The organism is Mucilaginibacter pedocola (assembly GCF_002013915.1).
In the GTDB taxonomy this organism is placed as follows: Bacteria; Bacteroidota; Bacteroidia; order Sphingobacteriales; family Sphingobacteriaceae; genus Mucilaginibacter; species Mucilaginibacter pedocola.
Window position 1 is genome coordinate 923,885 of the sequence record NZ_MBTF01000001.1, and the last position, 20,532, is coordinate 944,416.

The following is a 20,532-nucleotide window of genomic DNA, read 5'->3' on the forward strand; positions in this document are numbered from 1 at the left end:
CAAAACGCGTTCACTAACCTTCAACCTCTCATCACTAACTCACGAATTCATAAACACAAAGTTGTTATCAAACATATCCAGTTTTATCTTGCTGTCGCGGTCTACTTTGCCGGCCAGTATTTGTTTAGATAATTCGTTCATTATCTTTTTCTGTATCACACGTTTTAGCGGGCGTGCACCAAATTGCGGATCGTAACCCAATTGAGCCAGCCAGTCTAATGCTTCTTCCGATGCTTCGATAGTGATACCCAAGTCGGCCAGTGTGGCTTGCAACTGTTTAAATTGCAGTTTCACAATATCGGTTATTTCATCGCGGCTTAACGGGGTGAACATGATGATCTCGTCTATCCGGTTCAAAAACTCTGGGCGGATGGTTTGCCTCAACAGGTTGAACAGTTCGTTCTTGGTTTTGGCTATCACCTGCTCTTTGTTGCTGTCTTCAAAATCCTGGAAGTTCTCCTGGATAATGTTGGAGCCAATGTTCGAAGTCATGATAATGATGGTATTTTTAAAGTTCACCACACGGCCTTTGTTATCGGTAAGGTGCCCGTCGTCCAACACCTGCAGCAATATGTTGAATACATCCGGGTGAGCTTTTTCTATCTCATCCAGCAGCACCACGCTATAAGGTTTGCGGCGCACGGCTTCGGTTAACTGGCCGCCTTCATCGTACCCCACATAGCCCGGAGGCGCTCCTATCAGCCTGGATACCGCATGGCGTTCCTGGTACTCGCTCATATCTATACGCACCATCGAGTTCTCGTCGTTGAACAAGTATTCGGCCAATGCCTTGGCCAACTCTGTTTTACCAACGCCTGTAGTACCCAAAAAGATGAACGAACCTATTGGTTTACGTTTATCTTGCAAACCTGCACGGCTGCGGCGTATAGCATCGCTAATGGCTTCAATAGCTTCCTGTTGGCCGGCTACACGGTTGTGCAGCTCTTCTTCCAAATGAAGCAATTTTTCGCGTTCGCTTTGCACCATTTTGCTTACGGGGATGCCTGTCCAGCGGCTTACCACACCGGCAATATCGTCTGCAGTAACCTCCTCTTTCAGCATGCGGCTATCGTCCTTATTTTCGGCAAGGGCAGCTTTTAGTCGTTCAACCTCCTGCTGAGCCTGTACAATGGTACCGTAGCGCAATTCGGCTACTTTACCGTAATCGCCGGCACGCTCGGCCTGCTCGGCTTCCAGTTTGTAGTTCTCTATCTGCTCAACCTTTTGGTTTATGCCATCAACAATATCTTTTTCGCCCTGCCATTTAGCACGTAACGAATCGCGCTCGCCGGCCAGGTTGGCAATTTCTTCGCTTAACTCGGCAACCCTGCGCTCATCTTTTTCGCGCTTAATAGCCTCACGCTCAATTTCCAGCTGCATAATACGGCGCTCCAGCTCATCAACCGCTTCGGGTACCGAATCCATTTCGATGCGTAGTTTTGAAGCTGCTTCATCCATTAGGTCTATCGCCTTATCAGGCAAAAACCTGTCGGAAATATAACGCTGGCTCATTTCTACCGAAGCAATAATTGCCTCATCTTTAATACGCACCTTGTGGTGTGCTTCGTAACGCTCCTTCAATCCACGCAGGATAGATATCGCATCGGCGGTATCCGGCTCATCCACCATTACCTTTTGGAAACGGCGTTCGAGTGCTTTATCTTTCTCAATATATTTTTGGTATTCGTTCAGGGTAGTAGCGCCTATCGAGCGCAGTTCGCCACGTGCAAGGGCAGGTTTCAGGATGTTTGCGGCATCCATGGCTCCTTCGCCACCGCCGGCACCAACCAAGGTGTGTATCTCATCGATGAAGAGGATGATCTCACCATCGCTTTGGGTAACTTCCTTTATGACCGCTTTCAGGCGTTCTTCAAACTCGCCTTTGTATTTGGCACCGGCTACCAGTGCACCCATATCCAACGAGAAAACGGTTTTAGTTTTCAGGCTTTCGGGAACATCGCCTTTAATAATACGGAAGGCTATACCTTCGGCAATAGCGGTTTTACCTACTCCGGGCTCACCAACCAATATCGGGTTGTTTTTGGTGCGGCGCGATAGTATTTGTATCACACGGCGAATCTCTTCGTCGCGGCCAATAACCGGGTCAAGCTTACCGCTTTCGGCGTACTCATTAAGGTCGCGGGCGTATTTGTTTAAGGCATTGTAAGTTGCCTCGGCGTTTTGGTCGGTAACTTTGTTATCGCCACGAAGTTCTATAATGGCTTTTTTCAGGTCTTTCCCGTTCACGCCGAAGTCTTTCAGCGCACTTGAGGTTTTATCGCCGGCGGCTAAAATGCCCAACAGCAAATGCTCAACCGAAACAAACTCGTCTTTAAATTCTTTGAGGTAGCCCTGCGCTTTTTGCAGAGCGCTATTTAGCGACGACGACAGGTACACATTGCTGCCACTCACCTTAGGGTAAGAAGCTATCTGCGTATCCAGCGTATCGTTAAGCCTGTTTATGTTAACATTCAGTTTTTTTAACAGGTAGCTTATTACGTTTTCATCAACCAAAAGCAATGCCTTTAGCAGGTGCGCAGTTTCTATGGCCTGCTGCTGGTTGCCGGTTGCTATTTCGGAAGCCTTTTGCACGGCCTCCTGTGCTTTTATGGTAAAGTTGTTAAAATTCATAGTACTCAGTTATAATCAAATCTGTTGCCATGTACCGATACAGGAAATATTGACATTTAGTTTTGCTGCGAACAGCCAAATTGACAAGTAAAATTGTTGCTTTCAGCCATTTTGTACCGCTTTAACTCAAAAGCTGTTTTTTTTAATTGCTAAATGTTATTTTTGGTGAACCCTTACTGATTGAACCTTGGATACGCATTATTTCTCTAAACTCCCGCCAAAGTATAGCAATGCTTACCGCAATTACTATACATACCAAAACCTGCTTGGCGTGCGCACGGCCAGCGGCATTTTCCTGCTGTTGAATGTGATCATCAGGATATTGTACCACATTTTCCCGGAGAGTTTAACCAAGGCCCAAAACTTTCCCGAATTTAGCTTTACCAACTGGATATACATTTTTGTAACACCCTTTTTTTATTTGGGCAGCCAGTTGCTGATAGGCACGTTTCAAAACACCAAGCGCGGCTCGGCGGGTATGGCCCTGTTCGTGTTCTTTTTTTCGCTGTACATTATCGTTTGCGGTATGTACTCCAGCTTTATAGCCACTGCCGACCCGAGCAACGCCCTCACACTTTACCTGCTGGCGCTGAGTATGATCAGCGTACTTTTTGTGTTCGAATATTACGAGGTGATCATACTTCTGGTAAGCATCGAGGTACTGTTCACTATATTGCTTTTCCATGCCCAGGCCGATGCTACGGAGATGACCTATAACCAAATGATATCGATGATATTGTTATCGGGCTTCTTTTTGACATCGCGCTACTTTTTCTCCTACAAGGCCAGCTATTACCGCCAAATTGTAGAGATACGCGAGCAGAACGCCGTAATCGAAAAAGCTAATAAATTCAAAAACCAGGTACTGGGCACCGTCGCGCACGATCTGCGTAACCCTATTGCAGCGGTAGAATCACTTGCCATGATGATGGAACTGGAAGACCCTGATGAGGAAACCCAGGAGAACCTGACGATGATGCGCGACAGCTGCGTAAAGGCACGCACCATTATTGACGACCTGCTGGAAGCAGCCAAAAACGACGGCAATACCAATTTCGATACCCACCGCACCGAGATGAACCACTTTTTACAAGGCATTGTAAATACCTGGCGCATCACTTTAAAAGGCAAAAGCCAAGTAGTATTGGTGAGCGATGTAAAAAGCGTTCATGCGCTCATCAATCACGAGAAATTCCCGCGGGTAGTTGATAACCTGGTAAGCAACGCCCTTAAATTCTCTAAAGAGACCGACAAGGTTGAGATACACCTCAACCGCATAAAAGAGCGTGTAATTATTAAGGTGGTTGACCATGGCCTGGGCATCCCCAAAGAAATGCTCCCCAAAATATTCGACCGTTTCAGCGGTGCAGGGCGTACAGGGCTGAAAGGCGAACAATCTACCGGGATAGGCCTCAGCATTGTGAAAGACATTGTAGAAGGCCACAACGGGAAGATAAGCGTAACAAGTATTGAAGGGAAAGGAAGCACCTTTGTGATAGAATTGCCGCAGGCTGAATAGTTCATTGGTTCAGTTGTTAATTAGTTCATTTGTACAAAAGCTTGTCACATTTATCGACACAAAACCACCAATGAACTAATGGCTAATGAACCAGTGAACTAAACATAGAACTTTTCATTAAAATTCACCAAATACAATTTTTCCGTGGCCCTTGTACATGCCGTATAAAACCATCTCAGGAAATCGGTATTCACCATTTCTTCGGTTAGGTAACCCTGGTCTACAAACACGGCTTCCCATTGGCCGCCCTGGGCTTTGTGGCAGGTGATGGCATAGGCAAATTTTACCTGCAGGGCGTTGTAATAAGGGTTCTTTTTCAATTCTTCGTGCTTGGCGCGTTTGTTGGGGATATGGTCGTAATCCTTCATGGCCTCCAAATAAAGGCGCTTTTGATTATCGGGCGTTAACGCCGGCGATTCGGAATAGATGGTGTCCAGCAGTATCTTACAATCCAGTACCGGGTCTTCAGCATAATCAATAAACTCCAGTTGCACATCGGCAAACCTGAAGCCGTACATTTCTTCCATGCGGCGCACTTTGCGCAGTTTTACAATATCTCCGTTGGCAATAAAAGCCGTGCTTTGCTCCTCCTCAGTTTGCAACCAAAAGTAATTGTTGCGTACTATCATGAGTTGGTCGCCGCCGGTGAGTTCTTCCTCCCGCATCAGGATGCGGTTACGTATTTGGCCGTTATATTGGTTAGCGTTTTTGTTGCTTCGGCATATCACCAACGTGCCATCGTATCCGTATTTATAATAGGCATTGTTCAGGGCTTCCTCCAGGTCGGCACCGTTCATACGGATCACATCTTTAAAGCCATCGGTAACAATCTGCGGGTAGCTTTCTTCTTCGCGACGGATGATGTCGCGCACCTCGGTAACGTTATATAATATGCCCGAGTCGCGTTGCTGGCGCAGCACGTCGGTAAGTTCGTAGCTGTGCACATCCAGCAGAAACTTGTCGCGCAGCAATTTTACGTCAAGCGCCGGGCTTTCTATAGAGCCTACCGGCGGTAATTGCGCGGTATCGCCCACCAGCATCAGTTTGCAGTTGCGGCCGTTGTAAACGTACATCAGCAGATCTTGCAGCAGGGTGCTGCCATTAAAACCGCTGGCTTCGTCGGATATCATGGAGGCCTCATCTACAATAAACAGGGTATTGGTTTGCAGGTTATCGTTCAGTTTAAAGGCCTCATCCATATTCACTGCCGACTTTTTACGGTAGATACGCTTGTGGATGGTGAATGCCTTGCGCCCGCTATAATTAGTAATTACCTTGGCTGCACGGCCGGTGGGCGCCAGCAACACCGATTTAAACTGATAATTCTGCAATGCCTTTACCAGCGCCCCTACCACGGTAGTTTTACCAGTACCGGCGTAGCCACGCAGCACAAAGCACTCGTCGCCTTCCTCGCTCAATAAAAAGCGGTGCAGCTTGCCAAATAGTTCGGCCTGCTGGGCGTTGGGCTGGTGCGGAAAGGATGAGGATATGTATTCTGAAGGCGGCACACACAAAAATGGTGATAAACATGTTAATTAAGTAGTGCGAAAAAATATTACTTTTGTTCAAACCCCGGCATGAGCGAACATAACTACAAATACACCAACGAGCAGTTGAACCTTGGCGATGCTGCTAATTACATTTTGTTACTACAGGTAGACCAGCATAACTTTAGCTATGCGGTTACCGAAGGGAAAAAACTAATGGCCTGGGCCGAAAATTGCCCGCTGAGCGAACTCAGTAACCCCAAAAGCCTAAGAGAGATTTTGACCGCTCCCTATAAAGAAGTGGTTACCGGCCTCACCGCAGGTGGCTTTACTTTAATGCCCGAGGCCTTGTTCGATAACGAGTATGCTGCCAATGTGGCCCGCCTGTTGGATGTTACCGAAACCGATAAAGTATTTGCCCAGCCTTTAGATGGCAAGAACACCATCATTTACAAAGTTGACGAAACAGTGGGTACCCCGCATGATACCTTTGCCAACGAGAAATTGATATACCGTGCCAAAGGCTGGATAACCGCTATTGCCAACAACTACCCTACCAGTACCGACATTTACCTGAACATTGAGAACGGTACCGTAGAGATACTGAACTTCACTTACAACCGCCTGCGTTTTTACAACACCTTCCCGTATAAAAGCCACGAAGAACTGGCCTATTTTGCCGCCTTTGTTGCCGATGAGTTGGGCATGAGCCCCGAAAACCTTACCCTGGTTTTAAGCGGAGATGTAAATACATCTGATAAAGGCTTTACTTATTTAGCTGAGTTTTTTGGCAAAGTGCGCCTTAACGATATCCGCGTACTTACCCTGCCCGAACAGGTAGCGCCTCACAAAATACTTAGCCTTGCTGCACTTTCGCTATGCGCATCATCGGAGGGAAATTAAAAGGATTGCGGTTAAACCCGCCAAAAAACCTGCCCGTACGCCCCACTACCGATCTGGCAAAAGAGGCGCTGTTCAATATCCTGCTTAACCAGATAGAGTTTGAAGACATTACCGTGCTCGATCTTTTTAGCGGCACGGGTAACATCTCTATGGAGTTTGCATCGCGCGGTGCCGCGCAGGTTACCAGTGTCGACCGCAGCCAGCAATGTGTATTTTACCTGAAAGATACCAGCCGCCAGCACGGCTTGAAGCAAATACAAACCTTCAAGGCCGACGTATTTAAATACCTGGCCATGGAAACCGAGCAATACGACCTTGTATTTGCTGACCCACCGTACGACCTTAACAAAATACCCGAGATACCTAAAATAGTATTCGACAAACAACTGCTGAAACCCGGCGGCTTGCTCATTGTAGAGCATCAATCCATGCAAAATCTATCTTCCCATCCTGCTTTTGTGGAGCAGCGACGGTACGGGCATTCATCGTTTTCTTTTTTTAAGGCGGAAGAAGCTGTTTAATTATTCATGCAAAGCCGCCAAGACGCAAAGTTTCTGTACTGGCTGATTTATTTTAACTCGCCAAGCAAAAAGAAATCTCGTGATGGCTTAACTTCTTTGCGCCTTAGCGTCTTTGCGTGAGAAAAGATAAAAATAAATTATTTGCTAAATCGATTTATTAAAAGTTTTATCTATACTTGCTCAACCAATTTTCTGTTGAAATGAGAGCCTTATTTACCTGCCTTTTACTGATATTATCACAAGCATTTGCTTTTGCCCAAAACAAACAACTACCTTCTGCACCAAGGGAATGGAAAGCCGAATGGATAGCCGTACCCGGCGATCCGGGGAATACTTACGGGGTGTTTTACTTCCGCAAACAAGTAACCCTGCAAGCTAAACCTGCTACTTATTTTGTGCATATATCGGCAGATAACCGCTATAAGCTTTATGTGAACGGTACACTGGTATCATTAGGCCCCGCCCGTGGCGATACTTATAATTGGAATTACGAAACCGTTGACCTTGCACCTTACCTGCAGTCCGGGCAAAATACCGTTGCCGCGTTAGTTTGGAACGAAGCCAACCTTGCCCCTGCAGCGCAGATAACCGTGCGTACCGGTTTTATTTTACAGGGCAATACAACGGCAGAAGATGCCCTGAATACCAACAAAAGCTGGAAATGCTGGCGCGATGCAGGCCATCAACCTGTGCCGGGTTACTTCTTCGCAGCAAGCAAAGGCGAAATAGTTTATATGGCACAAGCCGTAAAAGGCGACTGGACGGCTCCTGCTTTTGATGATAAGGACTGGCACGAAGCCGCCAAACTTACCGAAGGCAGGCTAAAAGGCAACGCCTGGGGTATTGAATGGGCACTGGTGCCCTCTACACTTCCCGCTCGCGATATGGTGTACCAGCGCCTGCAAAAACTGCCTAGCGCAACGGGTATTGAAGTTCCCGCAGGTTTCCCCGAGAAAAAAACACAGGTAACCATCCCGGCGAATACTACTGCTGTTTTACTGCTCGACCAGGGTTTTGAAACCAATGCTTACGTTACCTTCAACTTTAGTGGCGGTAAGGATGCCGGTATATCATTGGGCTATGCCGAATCGCTTTATGCAAAAGGCAGTCGTGGTGTGGTTAAAGGCAATCGGAATGAAACCGAGGGGAAAGAATTTGTGGCGCGGATAGATAGTATAATCGCTGATGGCAGCGCGGGGCAATCGTACACCACGCTGAATTACCGCACCTACCGCTACCTGCGTGTTATTGTAAAAACCAAAGATGAGTCACTTACTATTGACGACCTGTACGGAACCTTCACGGGTTATCCCTTCCGCGAAGCATCGGTACTGAAAGCCGAAAACCCCGAGATGCGCCAAATGCTGGATATTGGCTGGCGAACCGCAAGGCTAAACGCCTGGGAAACCTATACCGATTGCCCATATTACGAGCAACTGCAGTACATAGGCGATACCCGCATACAAGCCATGATAAGCTATTACAACAGCACCGACGACAGGCTGGCCCGTAACGCCCTCACCCAAATGGATCATTCGCGCCTGCCTGAGGGTGTTACGGCAAGTTGCTACCCCTCGCGCGGTACGCAGGTGATATCGCCTTTCTCGCTTTGGTACATTGGCATGCTGCACGATTACTGGATGTACCGTGGCGATAACCAATTTATAAAAGACAAACTGCTTGGCGAACGCGGGGTGCTCGATTTCTTTAGCAAATATCAACAGGCGGATGGCTCGTTAAAAGATACTCCGTACTGGGCCTTTGTAGATTGGGCGGGCAATATGGCCGGCGGCATCAATGGCAGTGATGGTAGCGCAGCCGTGTACGACCTGCAATTGCTTTGGGCCTACCAGTGGGCTGCAGGTATGGAAAGCAAAATAGGCATGCAGGACTACGCCAAGCTTTACAACCAAAAAGCCGCACAGTTAAAGGCCACCATACAACGCAAGTATTGGGTAGCAGGTAAGAATCTGTACGCTGATAATATCGAGAAAAAGACCTACTCGCAACACGCTAATTCGCTGGCGATATTAACCGGTATGGTGAACGGCGCAGCCTCGAAAACAGTAGCCAATAATATGCTCCGCGACACCAGCCTAACGCAATGCTCTGTTTACTTTAAATACTATTTAAATATGGCTTTGGTAAAAGCCGGCCTGGGCGAAAACTATATGGATTGGTTGGGCATTTACCGCGATAATATAAAAATGGGCCTAACTACCTGGGCTGAATACTCGGACATTAACACTTCACGATCGGATTGTCATGCATGGGGTGCCAGCCCTAATATCGAGTTCTTCCGTACCGTGTTAGGTATAGATAGCGATGCGCCGGGTTTTGGTAAAGTGAAGATCACACCGCACTTGGGTAAAATAACATCCATCAGCGGCGAGATACCACACCCTAATGGAAAGGTATCGGCAGGTTATAAACTGGAGAACGGCAAATGGAAAATCAGCATCAGCTTGCCAAAATCCACAACCGGCGTACTGGTTTGGAAGGCTAAACAATACCATTTAAAAGCCGGCAATAATTCGCTGATTATCTGATATTTACTTAACTTTTAATATAGTAATCCCCTGTTCTTCAAAAGCAGTTAATTTATCAGCCGGGGCATTGGTTACTATAGCATTAACGGCATCGGCTTTGGCGAAGTTGAGGTAAGTTTCCTTCCCAATTTTTGCAGCATCGCAAAGGAGGTAGATATAAGCGCTGTGTTTGATGAACGCCGTGGTTATGTCTGCCTCCTTTTCGCTATTTGCGAACAGCCCGTTAACAGATAAGCCATCCACCCCTAAAAAAGCTTTATTGGCGCGGTAACGGGCAATATGCTCATTGGCTGTACTGCCATGCACGGCCTGCCTTCCGGCATCCAACTCCCCTCCTATAATATTAATGCCAACAGCGCTATCATGTAATTCATAAATAACAGGCAAAGAGTTTGTTATCACCTTTATCTTTCTGTTTTTAATGAACTGGCAAAGCCGAAAAACCGTACTGCCGCAATCCATAAAAATAATATCGCCATCCTGAATTTGGGAAGCAGCTACGCGGCAAATAGCGTCCTTTACGGCAGCATGCTGTTCCGTTTTAGCGGCGAAGGTATACGGGCGTTCGGGCTGATGCTTTACGGCACCGCCATGTGTACGATAAAGTAGTCCGTCGGCAGCCAGTTGGTTTAGGTCGCGGCGGGCGGTTATTTCGGAGATGCCCAATTCGGCAGCTAACTTTTTGATATCCACCTCTCCCTGTTGCTCAAGCTCCTCAAATATTTTTTGCTTTCGTTTTTGAAAGTTCATTTTATTATTCGTTATTTGTTCAAATATAATCAATATCAATCAAAAACAATCATTTATAAGTGAAAAATATCCAGATACTTAATACTGAAATACTCTCTAATAATTGGTATACCCTAAAAAAGGTAACGTTTGAGGGCACACAAAATGATGGCACAACCATCACCCAATCGCGCGAGGCATACGACCGTGGGAACGGCGCGGTTATCCTGCTTTATAACAAAGCGCAGGTTACCGTTATCCTCACCAGGCAATTCAGATTACCAACTTATATCAATGGGAATGAGGATGGTATGCTGATAGAATGCTGCGCAGGTTTATTGGATAACGATAACCCCGAAGAATGTATCCGCCGCGAAACCGAGGAAGAAATGGGCTATAAAATATCATCGGCACAAAAGGTCTTTGAGCTTTATATGTCGCCGGGGTCGGTTACAGAGATACTGTATTTCTTTGTTGCAGAATATGAGCACGCTATGAAAGTGAACGATGGCGGCGGCGCTGAGCACGAGCACGAGAATATCGAAGTAATAGAACTGCCATTTGCCGATGCACTTGAAATGATCAAAACCGGCGAAATACGCGACGCCAAAACCATAATCCTTTTACAACACGCAAAACTCAATAACCTTTTATCATGACAAAACCCATGACCATCCTCATAGCCGGCCCCTATCGCTCAGGCACTAATGACGACCCAATTTTAATGGCGCAAAACCTGCAACGCATGGAAGAAGCCGCGCTGCCATTATTCCGCGCCGGGCATATCCCTGTCATTGGTGAGTGGTTTGCCCTGCCTCTGTTAAAACAAGCGGGCTGTAAATATGCGGGTGATGAAATTTATGAGGAAATATCATATCCCATTGCCCGCCGCCTCATAACCCGTTGCGATGCCATACTACGCATCAAGGGCGCATCGAAAGGTGCCGATGGCGATGTGGAGCATGCAAAAGCTTTGGGTTTGAAGGTATATTATAGGTTAGAAGATTTGTTAAGTGCAGGCGAAGAATAGAGCAAACTACTGTTTGCTGCAAAATTTAAAACTACCTTAATAAAGTATCGCCTATATTTGGTGCTATAAACATCGCTTATGAAAATAGCGCTATTCCCCGGTTCGTTCGATCCTGTTACCAAGGCCCATGTGGATATTGTGAAACGCAGCGTTGGCTTGTTCGATAAGTTTTACATTGGCGTTGGCTATAATGCCAGCAAACAAGGCTTGCTAAGCGTAGCCAAACGCGAGGATATGCTGCGAGCCGTCTTCGGGCACGACGAACGCATACATGTGGTTGCTTACGAAGGGTTAACTGTAAATTTCTGCAAAACCATTGGGGCCGATTATATGATACGCGGCATACGCACCGTAAGCGATTTTGAATACGAAAAGGCCATAGCGCAGATGAACCACGCACTGGAGCCCGACATTGAGAGTATATTTATTGTGAGCAAACCTGGCTATTCATCTATCAGCAGCAGCATTGTACGCGAAATTATCCGCTACAATGGCGATGTGAGCCAGTTTATGCCTAAAGAGGCAGTTCCCTTTCTTTGATCAGTTCTGATACCTCCAGCACATCAATAATTGACGGGTAGGTATTGGTAATAATGGCGGCCACCTGTTCGCGGTTAAAAAAGCGGACGGCGGTTATGCCCTCCTCTATCTGCGGCACCAGTTTGGCTTTGCCCTTATGTTTCATGTAGTACCAATGCGTCTTTTTGAGCACTATCTTGCCGCGCCACTCGTACATATGGTAGGTTTTACAGATCTTATCTTCCCGCTTAGCTACTTTAATGCCACACTCCTCCTCCACCTCGCGCACGGCGGCTATTTTGGTTTTCTCGCCTTTTTCCAGCTTGCCTTTTGGCAGGTCCCATTTCTCGTTGCGGTAAATGAACAGGTGCGTACCATCCTCGTGCTGCACAAGGCCTCCCGCCGCTTCTACCAGCTTAACCGTTTTCATGGCTTTCTTCATGGCGGCCTTTGGGTCGGGGCTTAAAACGTAAAATAAGTCGCCGGGCTGGTTATACACCCACGGATAAATTAATTTCAAATCAAAGTGCTCTGGGTCAATCCGTTGAAATTTTTCAGCCTGCTCAGGCAGTTCAGAGGTGAGCAAAATCGCTTTCTGGTTAATATAAATTCTGTATTTTTGAGCCATGTTTACCAATAGTGAAACCGAACAGCAAGTAGCCGAGTTCCTGCTGCAAATTAAAGCAATTAAATTGCAACCTAATAATCCTTTTACATGGGCATCAGGCTGGAAATCGCCTATTTACTGCGATAACCGCATCACGCTTTCGTTCCCTACTATCCGCACTTACATCAGGCAACAGCTATCATCTGCCATACAAGAAAAATTTGGCGCTGTGGGCTGTATTGCAGGTGTTGCTACAGCAGGTATACCGCAGGGAGCATTGGTTGCCCAGGAATTGGGCTTGCCATTTATTTATGTACGCTCTAAAGCAAAAGAGCACGGCACAGGCAGTTTAATTGAGGGCGAAATATCAACCGATAAACGCGTAGTGGTTTTAGAAGACCTGATATCTACCGGTAAAAGCAGCCTGCAAGCCGTTACCGCCCTGCGCGATGCCGGTTATAACGTTGCGGGCCTTGCCGCCATCTTCAGCTACGGTTTCGATGTGGCCGAAGAAAACTTCAAAAACGCCAAATGCCCTTACGTTACGCTATCAAACTACAACGCCCTTATTAAATACGCCGGCGAAAAACAATACATCTCTGAAGGCGACATTGAGTTATTAAAACAATGGCGCGAATCACCATCTACCTGGGGACAATAAATCATGAGCGTATTTGAAAGCAAGGCAACCATTGCCAAGCCTATTGGCGAGGTTTACGCCTTTTTAGCCGTTATGAATAACCACGGGCAACTAATGCCTGATAATGTTATTGGCTGGACCTCTGATGCTGATGTGGCGAGTTTTGAGATACAGAACATCACCAAGCTGAGCCTCAAAATAAGCAGCCGTGTTGCTGACAAAGAGATTGTTATCATCCCGGCAGAAAAGCCGCCATTTGATATGGAGTTGAAATGGGTGCTGGAAGAAGCCAACGGCGCAACTACCGCTACTTTTACCATTACAGCTAACCTTAATATGCTGATGAAGATGATGGCATCGGCACCTTTACAAAAGCTTACAGAAAACGAAAGCCAAAAATTAGCCGAAATACTCGGTTAACTTTTGGCTTTGTTGGGGGCATAAGTGTATTATATATACTTAATATACTTCGCTTTCCTGGTTGTTGCGTAAGGCCATCACTACATTAATGACAACCAAACAAATGATAACTGATCCCATAACTTTTGACAATTAGTTTAAATAAATAAGTTCCTGCAAATACTCAAGTCAAAGGTTGTTCCAAAATAGGTAGAATTGGTTTTTGTGTGTATCAACGCTCTAAAATTGCATTTAGTTTCCATATTCCAAAGTATTTTGGGTAATAGTTTACACACCAATTGGGGAGATTTTGGGGAATGTCATTTATACACTTCAAATGTTTTTTTCTTGGCAATTTATAGCTGAAATAGCTATAAAACCCACAATTTTTAGTTGAATTTTTACGGAATTTTTAATGGCAGATGTTGTAACGGGTAATTTCTGAAGACGTTAACAATACACTAAGTATTTTCATGCTAAAAAATTAAGTATTTAACCGTATTTTTGCGGAAATTATAACTGTCATGATAACGGTATCTAATCTCTCCCTTCGTTACGGTAAGCGTACGCTGTTCGAAGACGTAAATTTAAAGTTCACGCAGGGCAACTGCTACGGTATAATCGGCGCCAACGGTGCGGGTAAATCAACCTTCCTGAAGATATTATCTAAAGAAATTGAGCCAACAACCGGTTCGGTTGCCTTTACTCCCGGTGAACGTATGGCGGTTTTAAGCCAAAACCACTACGCCTTTGACGAGTTTACCGTTTTGGAGGCCGTTATGATGGGCCACAAGGAGATGTACGCTGTAATGAAGGAAAAGGACGCCATTTACCTGAAAGAAGATTTTACCGATGCAGATGGCGAACGTGCAGGCGAACTGGAAAACCTTTTTGCAGAAATGGATGGCTGGAATGCCGAAAGCAACGCCGCTACCCTACTGAGCAACCTCGGCATTAAAGAAGAGTTCCATTACCAATTGGTGAAAGACCTGGATAACACCCAAAAAGTACGCGTGTTGTTAGCTCAGGCACTTTTCGGCAAGCCGGATATACTGCTGCTGGATGAGCCTACCAACGATTTGGATATACATACGGTAAGCTGGCTGGAAGACTTCCTGGCGTCGTACGAAGCCATTGTACTGGTAGTATCGCACGACAGGCACTTCCTGGATACTGTTTGTACGCACGTTGTGGATATTGATTTTGCCAAGATGACCATTTATACTGGTAACTACACCTTCTGGTACGAATCGAGCCAATTGGCACTGAAACAACGTGCCGACCAAAACAAGAAGATGGAAGATCGCGTGAAGGAGTTACAGGAGTTCATCCGCCGCTTTAGCGCCAACGCATCAAAATCTAAACAGGCAACCAGCCGTAAAAAGGCCCTGGATAAAATTAACCTGGATGAGATACAGCCATCTAACCGTAAATACCCGGGCATCATTTTCAACAACCTGGGCCGCGAGGCAGGCGACCAAATACTGCAGGTTGAGAATTTGAGCAAAACGCTTAACGGTGAGGTACTTTTTGCAGGTATAAATATCCACGTAAACAAAGGCGATAAAATTGCTATTCTATCTAACAACAGTTTGACCAGCACAGCCTTCTACGATATTTTAACTGGCCGCGAAACTGCCGATAAAGGAACCTTTAAATGGGGCGTTACTATAAACTATGCCGACATACCTATCGATAGCGCGGAGTACTTCAAAGGCAAGAACGAGAACCTGATAGACTGGCTGCGCGAATACTCGCCGGGCGAGAAAGACGACCAGTTTATCCGTGGCTTTTTGGGCCGAATGCTGTTCAGTGGCGAAGAAGTACTGAAAAAAGCCAGCGTGCTATCGGGTGGCGAAAAAATGCGCTGCATGTTCAGCCGCATGATGCTGCAGCAAGCCAACCTGCTGATGTTTGATGAGCCTACCAACCACCTGGACCTGGAATCGATCACGGCCCTCAACAACGGCATGAAAGATTTCCGTGGCACTATCCTGTTCACCTCACGAGATCATGAACTGGTAGAAACCGTTGCCAACCGTGTTATTGAGTTAACGCCGGGCGGTGTTATTGATAAACTGATGAGTTACGACGAATACATCAGCAGCGAAGCCGTGCAAAAACTACGCGACGAAATGTACGCATAAGCCAAAAGCTTAAAGAATAAAGTTTAAAGCCCGGAGCATACGTAGCTTCGGGCTTTTGTTTTTTGCGTATTTTAGTGCGTAACCATTTGCCACATAACACCGTCTTGCTTATATGAGAAACCTTTTCTTAACTGCCTTATTCGCGTCTGTTAGCTTATTCGCCAAAGCACAATTGTTTGATGGTATAGTAAAAGATGCGAAAACCAATGAGCCCCTGCCCTATGTTAACGTAGGTATAATTGGCAAAGCCGAAGGTACTGTTACCGATGCCACAGGTAAATACAGCATATCCTTTACCAATCACGATGCGGATAGCCTGCGTATATCTATGATAGGCTATAAGCCGCAAGCCTACCTGGTATCAGAATTCAGGAAGAGTTACAACAGCTACAAAACCATCGCCCTGCAGCCCGATGTACGCGAAATAAAGGAAGTAAAAGTGAGCAACCATAAATGGAAGCAAGTGGTGTTGGGCAATACCACTACCTCACAAGGCACCAACGCGGGCTTCACCAGCAACAAATTGGGCAACGAGATAGGCACCATCATCAAAATAAAAAAATCGCCAACCTACCTTAAAAGGTTCAATGCTTCTATATCCGGCGATGTAACCGATTCGGTAATGATGCGCCTTAACTTCTACAGCGTTGAAGATGGTTTGCCCGGCAAGCCTATACAACAGGAAAGCATATTTGTAACCGTACACAAAGGCGACAAAAGCGTTAGCGTAAACCTGGAGCCTTACTTTATAGTGGTAGAAGATAAATTTATTGTTACGCTGGAATGGATAAAAAATTCGCGCGGGCACGGAATTATGTTTTCGGCCAAATTTTTAGCGGGCTCGGTAATTGCCCGCGAAACCAGCCAGGCGAAGTGGGAAAAAATTGGCATAGCCGGCATGGGGTTTAATATACTGGCAGAATATTAAGCCACGCATTTTGCGAAATACAATAAAACCGTATATTTGCAACCCGCTAAAAATAACACACCCGACTCCGTAGCTCAGCTGGTAGAGCAAATGACTCTTAATCATTGGGTCGAGAGTTCGAATCTCTCCGGGGTCACATAAAAAAGCCTTGCATCAAAATTGATGCGAGGCTTTTTTATGTGATTTTATTTGATATGCTACCCTAATCTTAACTGTGATCCCTGATAAGAATACAGCTGTTGGGCTACAAACGGAGTAAATTATAAACTCCAAAACACTCCACTCAACCTCATGAGATTTTAATATTTAAGAGCCGCAAGTACCTTGTAGGTCTATATAGAATTCTGAATGCTTTACATGAACGGTAAATTTCTCTTAGATGTCCATCGAATTGTGGAGCAATAGCTTTGGGATAGCTATCCTCACCGTAAAAGATGGCGACTCGGAAAACCTTATAAAACAACAAAGCCTCATGTATTACTACACAAGGCTTGTTTAAAGGTTGGCACCGACCTACTCTCCCACATTTTACTGCAGTACCATCGGCTCTGGCGGGCTTAACTTCTCTGTTCGGAATGGGAAGAGGTGGACACCGCCGATATAGGCACCTGAATATTTTTAGTTAGTAGTGAGGGGTTAAGCGGTGAGTGGTTGTAGAGTTCAATAACTACCCACTCAATCAAGTATTCTCCATTCACTATAACTTGACATATTATTGAAAGAAGTAATTTCGAGAGAAAACAACAGCTTTGTGTTCGGGCAGCGGCAGAGCCGCCACCCTATTTACCTGCTATGAGAAAGCTTCGGATTATTAGTATTACTCGGCTTTGATGTCGCCATCTTTAGACCTGTAACCTATCAACGTAGTAGTCTGCTACGATCCTCAATGGAAGTCTCATCTTGTGGCTAGTTTCGCACTTAGATGCTTTCAGCGCTTATCTATTCCCAACGTAGCTACTCTGCAGTACACCTGGCGGCATAACAGATTCACCAGAGGTTAGTCCAACCCGGTCCTCTCGTACTAAGGTCAGCCCCACTCAAACTTCCAACGCCCACAACAGATAGGGACCGAACTGTCTCGCGACGTTCTGAACCCAGCTCGCGTGCCACTTTAATGAGCGAACAGCTCAACCCTTGGGACCTTCTCCAGCCCCAGGATGTGACGAGCCGACATCGAGGTGCCAAACCTCCCCGTCGATATGAGCTCTTGGGGGAGATCAGCCTGTTATCCCCAGCGTACCTTTTATCCTTTGAGCGATGGCCCTTCCATGCAGAACCACCGGATCACTATATCCGTCTTTCGACCCAGCTCGGCTTGTCTGCCTCACTGTCAAGCAAGCTTATGCTATTGCACTCCGCGTACGGTTACCAAGCGTACTGAGCTTACCTTTGAAAGCCTCCGTTACCTTTTTGGAGGCGACCACCCCAGTCAAACTACCCGCCAAACAATGTCCTCCGCTTTGCAGAGTTAGACACCAAATACAGAAAGGGTGGTATTTCAACGTTGGCTAACTGAATCCTAGCGAATCCAGATCACAGCCTCCCACCTATCCTACACATCCTGTATCCGATATCAATGTTAAGTTGTAGTGAAGGTGCATGGGGTCTTTCCGTCCCGTTGCGGGTAACCGGCGTCTTCACCGATACCACAATTTCACCGAGCTCATGGCTGAGACAGCGCCCAGATCGTTACACCATTCGTGCAGGTCGGAACTTACCCGACAAGGAATTTCGCTACCTTAGGACCGTTATAGTTACGGCCGCCGTTTACCGGGGCTTCGATTCAATGCTTCGCCTTGCGACTAACATCCCCTCTTAACCTTCCGGCACCGGGCAGGTGTCAGGCCATATACGTCATCTTTCGATTTTGCATAGCCATGTGTTTTTGTTAAACAGTCGCCTGGGCCTTTTCACTGCGGCTGATATTGCTACCAGCGCCCCTTCTCCCGAAGTTACAGGGCCATTTTGCCGAGTTCCTTAGCCATGATTCACTCGAGCACCTTAGGATCCTCTCCTCGACTACCTGTGTCGGTTTACGGTACGGGTTTTTATAATCTGAAGCTTAGCAGGTTTTCTTGGAAGCCTGGTTACCTGGGCTATCACCTTACCCGAAGGCTCGGTGTACTATCAGCGTTCAGCAAATCTGGCGTACTTAACTACCAAACCTATACCTACAGCCTTTAACGTGCTATTCCGTCAGCACGCGCCAGTTTCACTACTCCGTCACTGCGTCGCAATTATAAAAAGTACTGGAATATTAACCAGTTGTCCATCGGCTACGCCCTTCGGCTTCACCTTAGGCCCCGACTAACCCTGATCCGATTAGCGTTGATCAGGAAACCTTAGTCTTTCGGTGGGCGGGTTTCTCTCCCGCCTTATCGTTACTTATGCCTACATTTGCTTTTCTAATTCCTCCACAGTCAGTTGTCCTTCCTGCTTCTCCGGCAATTAGAATGCTCCCCTACCAGTACAATTAATTGTAATCCATAGCTTCGGTATAACGCTTAATGCCCGTTTATTATCCATGCCCGGCCGCTCGACTAGTGAGCTGTTACGCACTCTTTAAATGAATGGCTGCTTCCAAGCCAACATCCTAGCTGTCTGTGCAGCCGGACCTCGTTAGTTCAACTTAGCGTTAATTTGGGGACCTTAGCTGATGGTCTGGGTTCTTTCCCTCTCGGCCATGGACCTTAGCACCCATAGCCTCACTGCAATGTATATTATATAGCATTCGGAGTTTGTCTGGATTTGGTAGGATTTGACTCCCCCGCACCCAATCAGTAGCTCTACCTCTATATAACTTTACCATCACGCTGTTCCTAAAAACATTTCGGGGAGTACGAGCTATTTCCCAGTTTGATTAGCCTTTCACCCCTACCCACAAGTCATCCGGAAACTTTTCAACGTTTATCGGTTCGGTCCTCCAGTACCTGTTACGGCACCTTCAACCTGCCCATGGGTAGATCACAAGGTTTCGCGTCTACCTCCTCTGACTATACGCCCTATTCAGACTCGCTTTCGCTTCGGATCCGTGCCTGAAGCACTTAACCTTGCCAGAGAAGAGTAACTCGTAGGCTCATTATGCAAAAGGCACGCCGTCACACTTTACAGTGCTCCGACCGCTTGTAAGTACACGGTTTCAGGTTCTATTTCACTCCCCTGTTCGGGGTTCTTTTCACCTTTCCCTCACGGTACTGGTCCACTATCGGTCTCTCAGGAGTATTTAGCCTTACCGGATGGTGCCGGCAGATTCCCACAAGGCGTCTCCGACCTCGCGGTACTCAGGGTACCACTATCTTACTATTACTTACCCGTACGCAGCTCTCATGCTCTATGGCCGGGTTTCCCACCCCGTTCCGGTTCATTTTAGTAGTCATGTTGTGGCCCTACAACCCCATATATGCCGTAACATATATGGTTTGGGCTTCTTCCATTTCGCTCGCCACTACTCTGGAAATCATTATTATTTTCTCTTCCTCTGCTTACTTAGATGTTTCAGTTCAGCAGGTTTGCGCTATTGCAACTATTCTTCAAATAGTTAGGTTGCCCCATTCGGAAATCCCCGGATTAAATCATATTTGCTAATCCCCGGGGCTTATCGCAGCTTATCACGTCCTTCATCGCCTCTGAGAGCCAAGGCATCCCCCGTGTACCCTTATTTACTTTCTTCTATACTTGTGCTGCTTTTGCTCAGCACTGTATGCTTTTTGATTCGTGTTGCCGTCTTCATGTCATTGCTAACAATCTGAGCCTGCAACAGCCCTCTACTGTTGTTTTCTCTTCAATTTTACTTCTTCCAATATGTCAAAGAACGTTTCTTCAGTTTGCAGTTCCCGGTTCGCAGTGTGCAGCATAAAACTGCTTACTGTTAACTGTATACTGCCTACTGAAAAGCGTGGAGAATAACGGATTCGAACCGTTGA

The 20,532-nt window shown here is 46.4% G+C and carries 15 protein-coding genes, 1 tRNA gene and 2 rRNA genes; 12 read left to right on the forward strand and 6 right to left on the reverse strand.

Annotation, left to right across the window (positions count from 1 at the left end; genetic code table 11):
• Window positions 1-39: 39 nt before the first annotated feature.
• On the reverse strand, window positions 40-2,631 hold the full coding sequence (clpB, locus tag BC343_RS04195; RefSeq protein WP_078346445.1) for an ATP-dependent chaperone ClpB: 2,592 nt from the start codon (window positions 2,629-2,631) through the stop codon (window positions 40-42).
• A gap of 187 nt (window positions 2,632-2,818) precedes the next feature.
• Here clpB and BC343_RS04200 point away from each other — a divergent pair, with 187 nt between their 5' ends.
• Entirely contained in the window at window positions 2,819-4,150 is a 1,332-nt protein-coding gene (locus BC343_RS04200) for a sensor histidine kinase (protein ID WP_078346446.1), read from the forward strand.
• Between the two features lie 98 nt (window positions 4,151-4,248).
• Here BC343_RS04200 and BC343_RS04205 read toward each other — a convergent pair whose 3' ends face one another.
• Window positions 4,249-5,658 carry an ATP-dependent DNA helicase gene (locus tag BC343_RS04205; RefSeq protein WP_143822054.1) on the reverse strand — a complete coding sequence of 470 codons (1,410 nt, stop codon included), beginning with the start codon at window positions 5,656-5,658 and terminating at the stop codon, window positions 4,249-4,251.
• 69 nt (window positions 5,659-5,727) lie between these two features.
• On the opposite strand from BC343_RS04205, the gene BC343_RS04210 reads away from it, so the two are divergent.
• From BC343_RS04210 to BC343_RS04220, 3 genes are all read left to right on the forward strand, one after another.
• The gene (locus BC343_RS04210; RefSeq protein ID WP_078346448.1) at window positions 5,728-6,540 is read left to right on the forward strand and encodes a DUF3822 family protein; all 813 of its coding nucleotides are present in this window, start codon (window positions 5,728-5,730) and stop codon (window positions 6,538-6,540) included.
• Window positions 6,516-7,061 (forward strand): 16S rRNA (guanine(966)-N(2))-methyltransferase RsmD, encoded by a 546-nt coding sequence (gene rsmD / locus BC343_RS04215; RefSeq protein WP_078346449.1) that lies wholly within the window; start codon window positions 6,516-6,518, stop codon window positions 7,059-7,061. Before BC343_RS04210 ends, rsmD begins: the two co-directional genes overlap by 25 nt.
• A gap of 200 nt (window positions 7,062-7,261) precedes the next feature.
• A complete protein-coding gene (locus BC343_RS04220; protein WP_078346450.1) occupies window positions 7,262-9,610 on the forward strand; it encodes an alpha-L-rhamnosidase-related protein in 2,349 nt (782 codons plus the stop codon).
• A gap of 3 nt (window positions 9,611-9,613) precedes the next feature.
• Here BC343_RS04220 and BC343_RS04225 read toward each other — a convergent pair whose 3' ends face one another.
• Window positions 9,614-10,360, reverse strand: a complete 747-nt coding sequence (locus BC343_RS04225; protein ID WP_078346451.1) for a DeoR/GlpR family DNA-binding transcription regulator — start codon at window positions 10,358-10,360, stop codon at window positions 9,614-9,616.
• A 59-nt stretch (window positions 10,361-10,419) separates the two neighbouring features.
• Between BC343_RS04225 and nudK the strand changes: the two genes are divergently transcribed.
• From nudK to coaD, 3 genes are all read left to right on the forward strand, one after another.
• A complete protein-coding gene (gene nudK / locus BC343_RS04230) occupies window positions 10,420-10,998 on the forward strand; it encodes a GDP-mannose pyrophosphatase NudK (protein ID WP_078346452.1) in 579 nt (192 codons plus the stop codon).
• The gene (locus BC343_RS04235; protein WP_238381694.1) at window positions 10,995-11,369 is read left to right on the forward strand and encodes a DUF4406 domain-containing protein; all 375 of its coding nucleotides are present in this window, start codon (window positions 10,995-10,997) and stop codon (window positions 11,367-11,369) included. Before nudK ends, BC343_RS04235 begins: the two co-directional genes overlap by 4 nt.
• A gap of 78 nt (window positions 11,370-11,447) precedes the next feature.
• Complete coding sequence (gene coaD / locus BC343_RS04240) at window positions 11,448-11,909, forward strand: pantetheine-phosphate adenylyltransferase (protein ID WP_078346453.1); 462 nt, start codon at window positions 11,448-11,450, stop codon at window positions 11,907-11,909.
• Here the strand turns inward: coaD and BC343_RS04245 are convergent.
• Entirely contained in the window at window positions 11,884-12,408 is a 525-nt protein-coding gene (locus BC343_RS04245) for an NUDIX hydrolase (protein ID WP_238381695.1), read from the reverse strand. The two genes, coaD and BC343_RS04245, sit on opposite strands and share 26 nt — an antisense overlap.
• Window positions 12,409-12,514: 106 nt before the next feature.
• Here BC343_RS04245 and pyrE point away from each other — a divergent pair, with 106 nt between their 5' ends.
• From pyrE to BC343_RS04270, 5 genes are all read left to right on the forward strand, one after another.
• Complete coding sequence (gene pyrE / locus BC343_RS04250) at window positions 12,515-13,156, forward strand: orotate phosphoribosyltransferase (protein ID WP_078346455.1); 642 nt, start codon at window positions 12,515-12,517, stop codon at window positions 13,154-13,156.
• A gap of 3 nt (window positions 13,157-13,159) precedes the next feature.
• A complete protein-coding gene (locus BC343_RS04255) occupies window positions 13,160-13,555 on the forward strand; it encodes an orotate phosphoribosyltransferase (RefSeq protein WP_078346456.1) in 396 nt (131 codons plus the stop codon).
• 503 nt (window positions 13,556-14,058) lie between these two features.
• On the forward strand, window positions 14,059-15,681 hold the full coding sequence (locus BC343_RS04260) for an ABC-F family ATP-binding cassette domain-containing protein (protein WP_078346457.1): 1,623 nt from the start codon (window positions 14,059-14,061) through the stop codon (window positions 15,679-15,681).
• A 112-nt stretch (window positions 15,682-15,793) separates the two neighbouring features.
• The gene (locus BC343_RS04265) at window positions 15,794-16,609 is read left to right on the forward strand and encodes a carboxypeptidase-like regulatory domain-containing protein (protein WP_078346458.1); all 816 of its coding nucleotides are present in this window, start codon (window positions 15,794-15,796) and stop codon (window positions 16,607-16,609) included.
• Between the two features lie 63 nt (window positions 16,610-16,672).
• Window positions 16,673-16,745: transfer RNA gene (locus BC343_RS04270), tRNA-Lys, on the forward strand.
• Between the two features lie 364 nt (window positions 16,746-17,109).
• Here BC343_RS04270 and rrf read toward each other — a convergent pair.
• Window positions 17,110-17,221 (reverse strand): 5S ribosomal RNA (rrf, locus tag BC343_RS04275).
• Between the two features lie 180 nt (window positions 17,222-17,401).
• Window positions 17,402-20,278: ribosomal RNA gene (locus tag BC343_RS04280) — 23S ribosomal RNA — on the reverse strand.
• Window positions 20,279-20,532: the final 254 nt, after the last annotated feature.

Coding starts and splice junctions, on each gene's coding strand:
- clpB (WP_078346445.1), bottom strand. CDS start 2,631: ATGAATTTTAACAACTTTACCATAAAAGCACAGGAGGCCGTGCAAAAG.
- BC343_RS04210 (WP_078346448.1), top strand. CDS start 5,728: ATGAGCGAACATAACTACAAATACACCAACGAGCAGTTGAACCTTGGC.
- rsmD (WP_078346449.1), top strand. CDS start 6,516: ATGCGCATCATCGGAGGGAAATTAAAAGGATTGCGGTTAAACCCGCCA.
- BC343_RS04220 (WP_078346450.1), top strand. CDS start 7,262: ATGAGAGCCTTATTTACCTGCCTTTTACTGATATTATCACAAGCATTT.
- BC343_RS04225 (WP_078346451.1), bottom strand. CDS start 10,360: ATGAACTTTCAAAAACGAAAGCAAAAAATATTTGAGGAGCTTGAGCAA.
- BC343_RS04235 (WP_238381694.1), top strand. CDS start 10,995: ATGACAAAACCCATGACCATCCTCATAGCCGGCCCCTATCGCTCAGGC.
- coaD (WP_078346453.1), top strand. CDS start 11,448: ATGAAAATAGCGCTATTCCCCGGTTCGTTCGATCCTGTTACCAAGGCC.
- pyrE (WP_078346455.1), top strand. CDS start 12,515: ATGTTTACCAATAGTGAAACCGAACAGCAAGTAGCCGAGTTCCTGCTG.
- BC343_RS04255 (WP_078346456.1), top strand. CDS start 13,160: ATGAGCGTATTTGAAAGCAAGGCAACCATTGCCAAGCCTATTGGCGAG.
- BC343_RS04260 (WP_078346457.1), top strand. CDS start 14,059: ATGATAACGGTATCTAATCTCTCCCTTCGTTACGGTAAGCGTACGCTG.
- BC343_RS04265 (WP_078346458.1), top strand. CDS start 15,794: ATGAGAAACCTTTTCTTAACTGCCTTATTCGCGTCTGTTAGCTTATTC.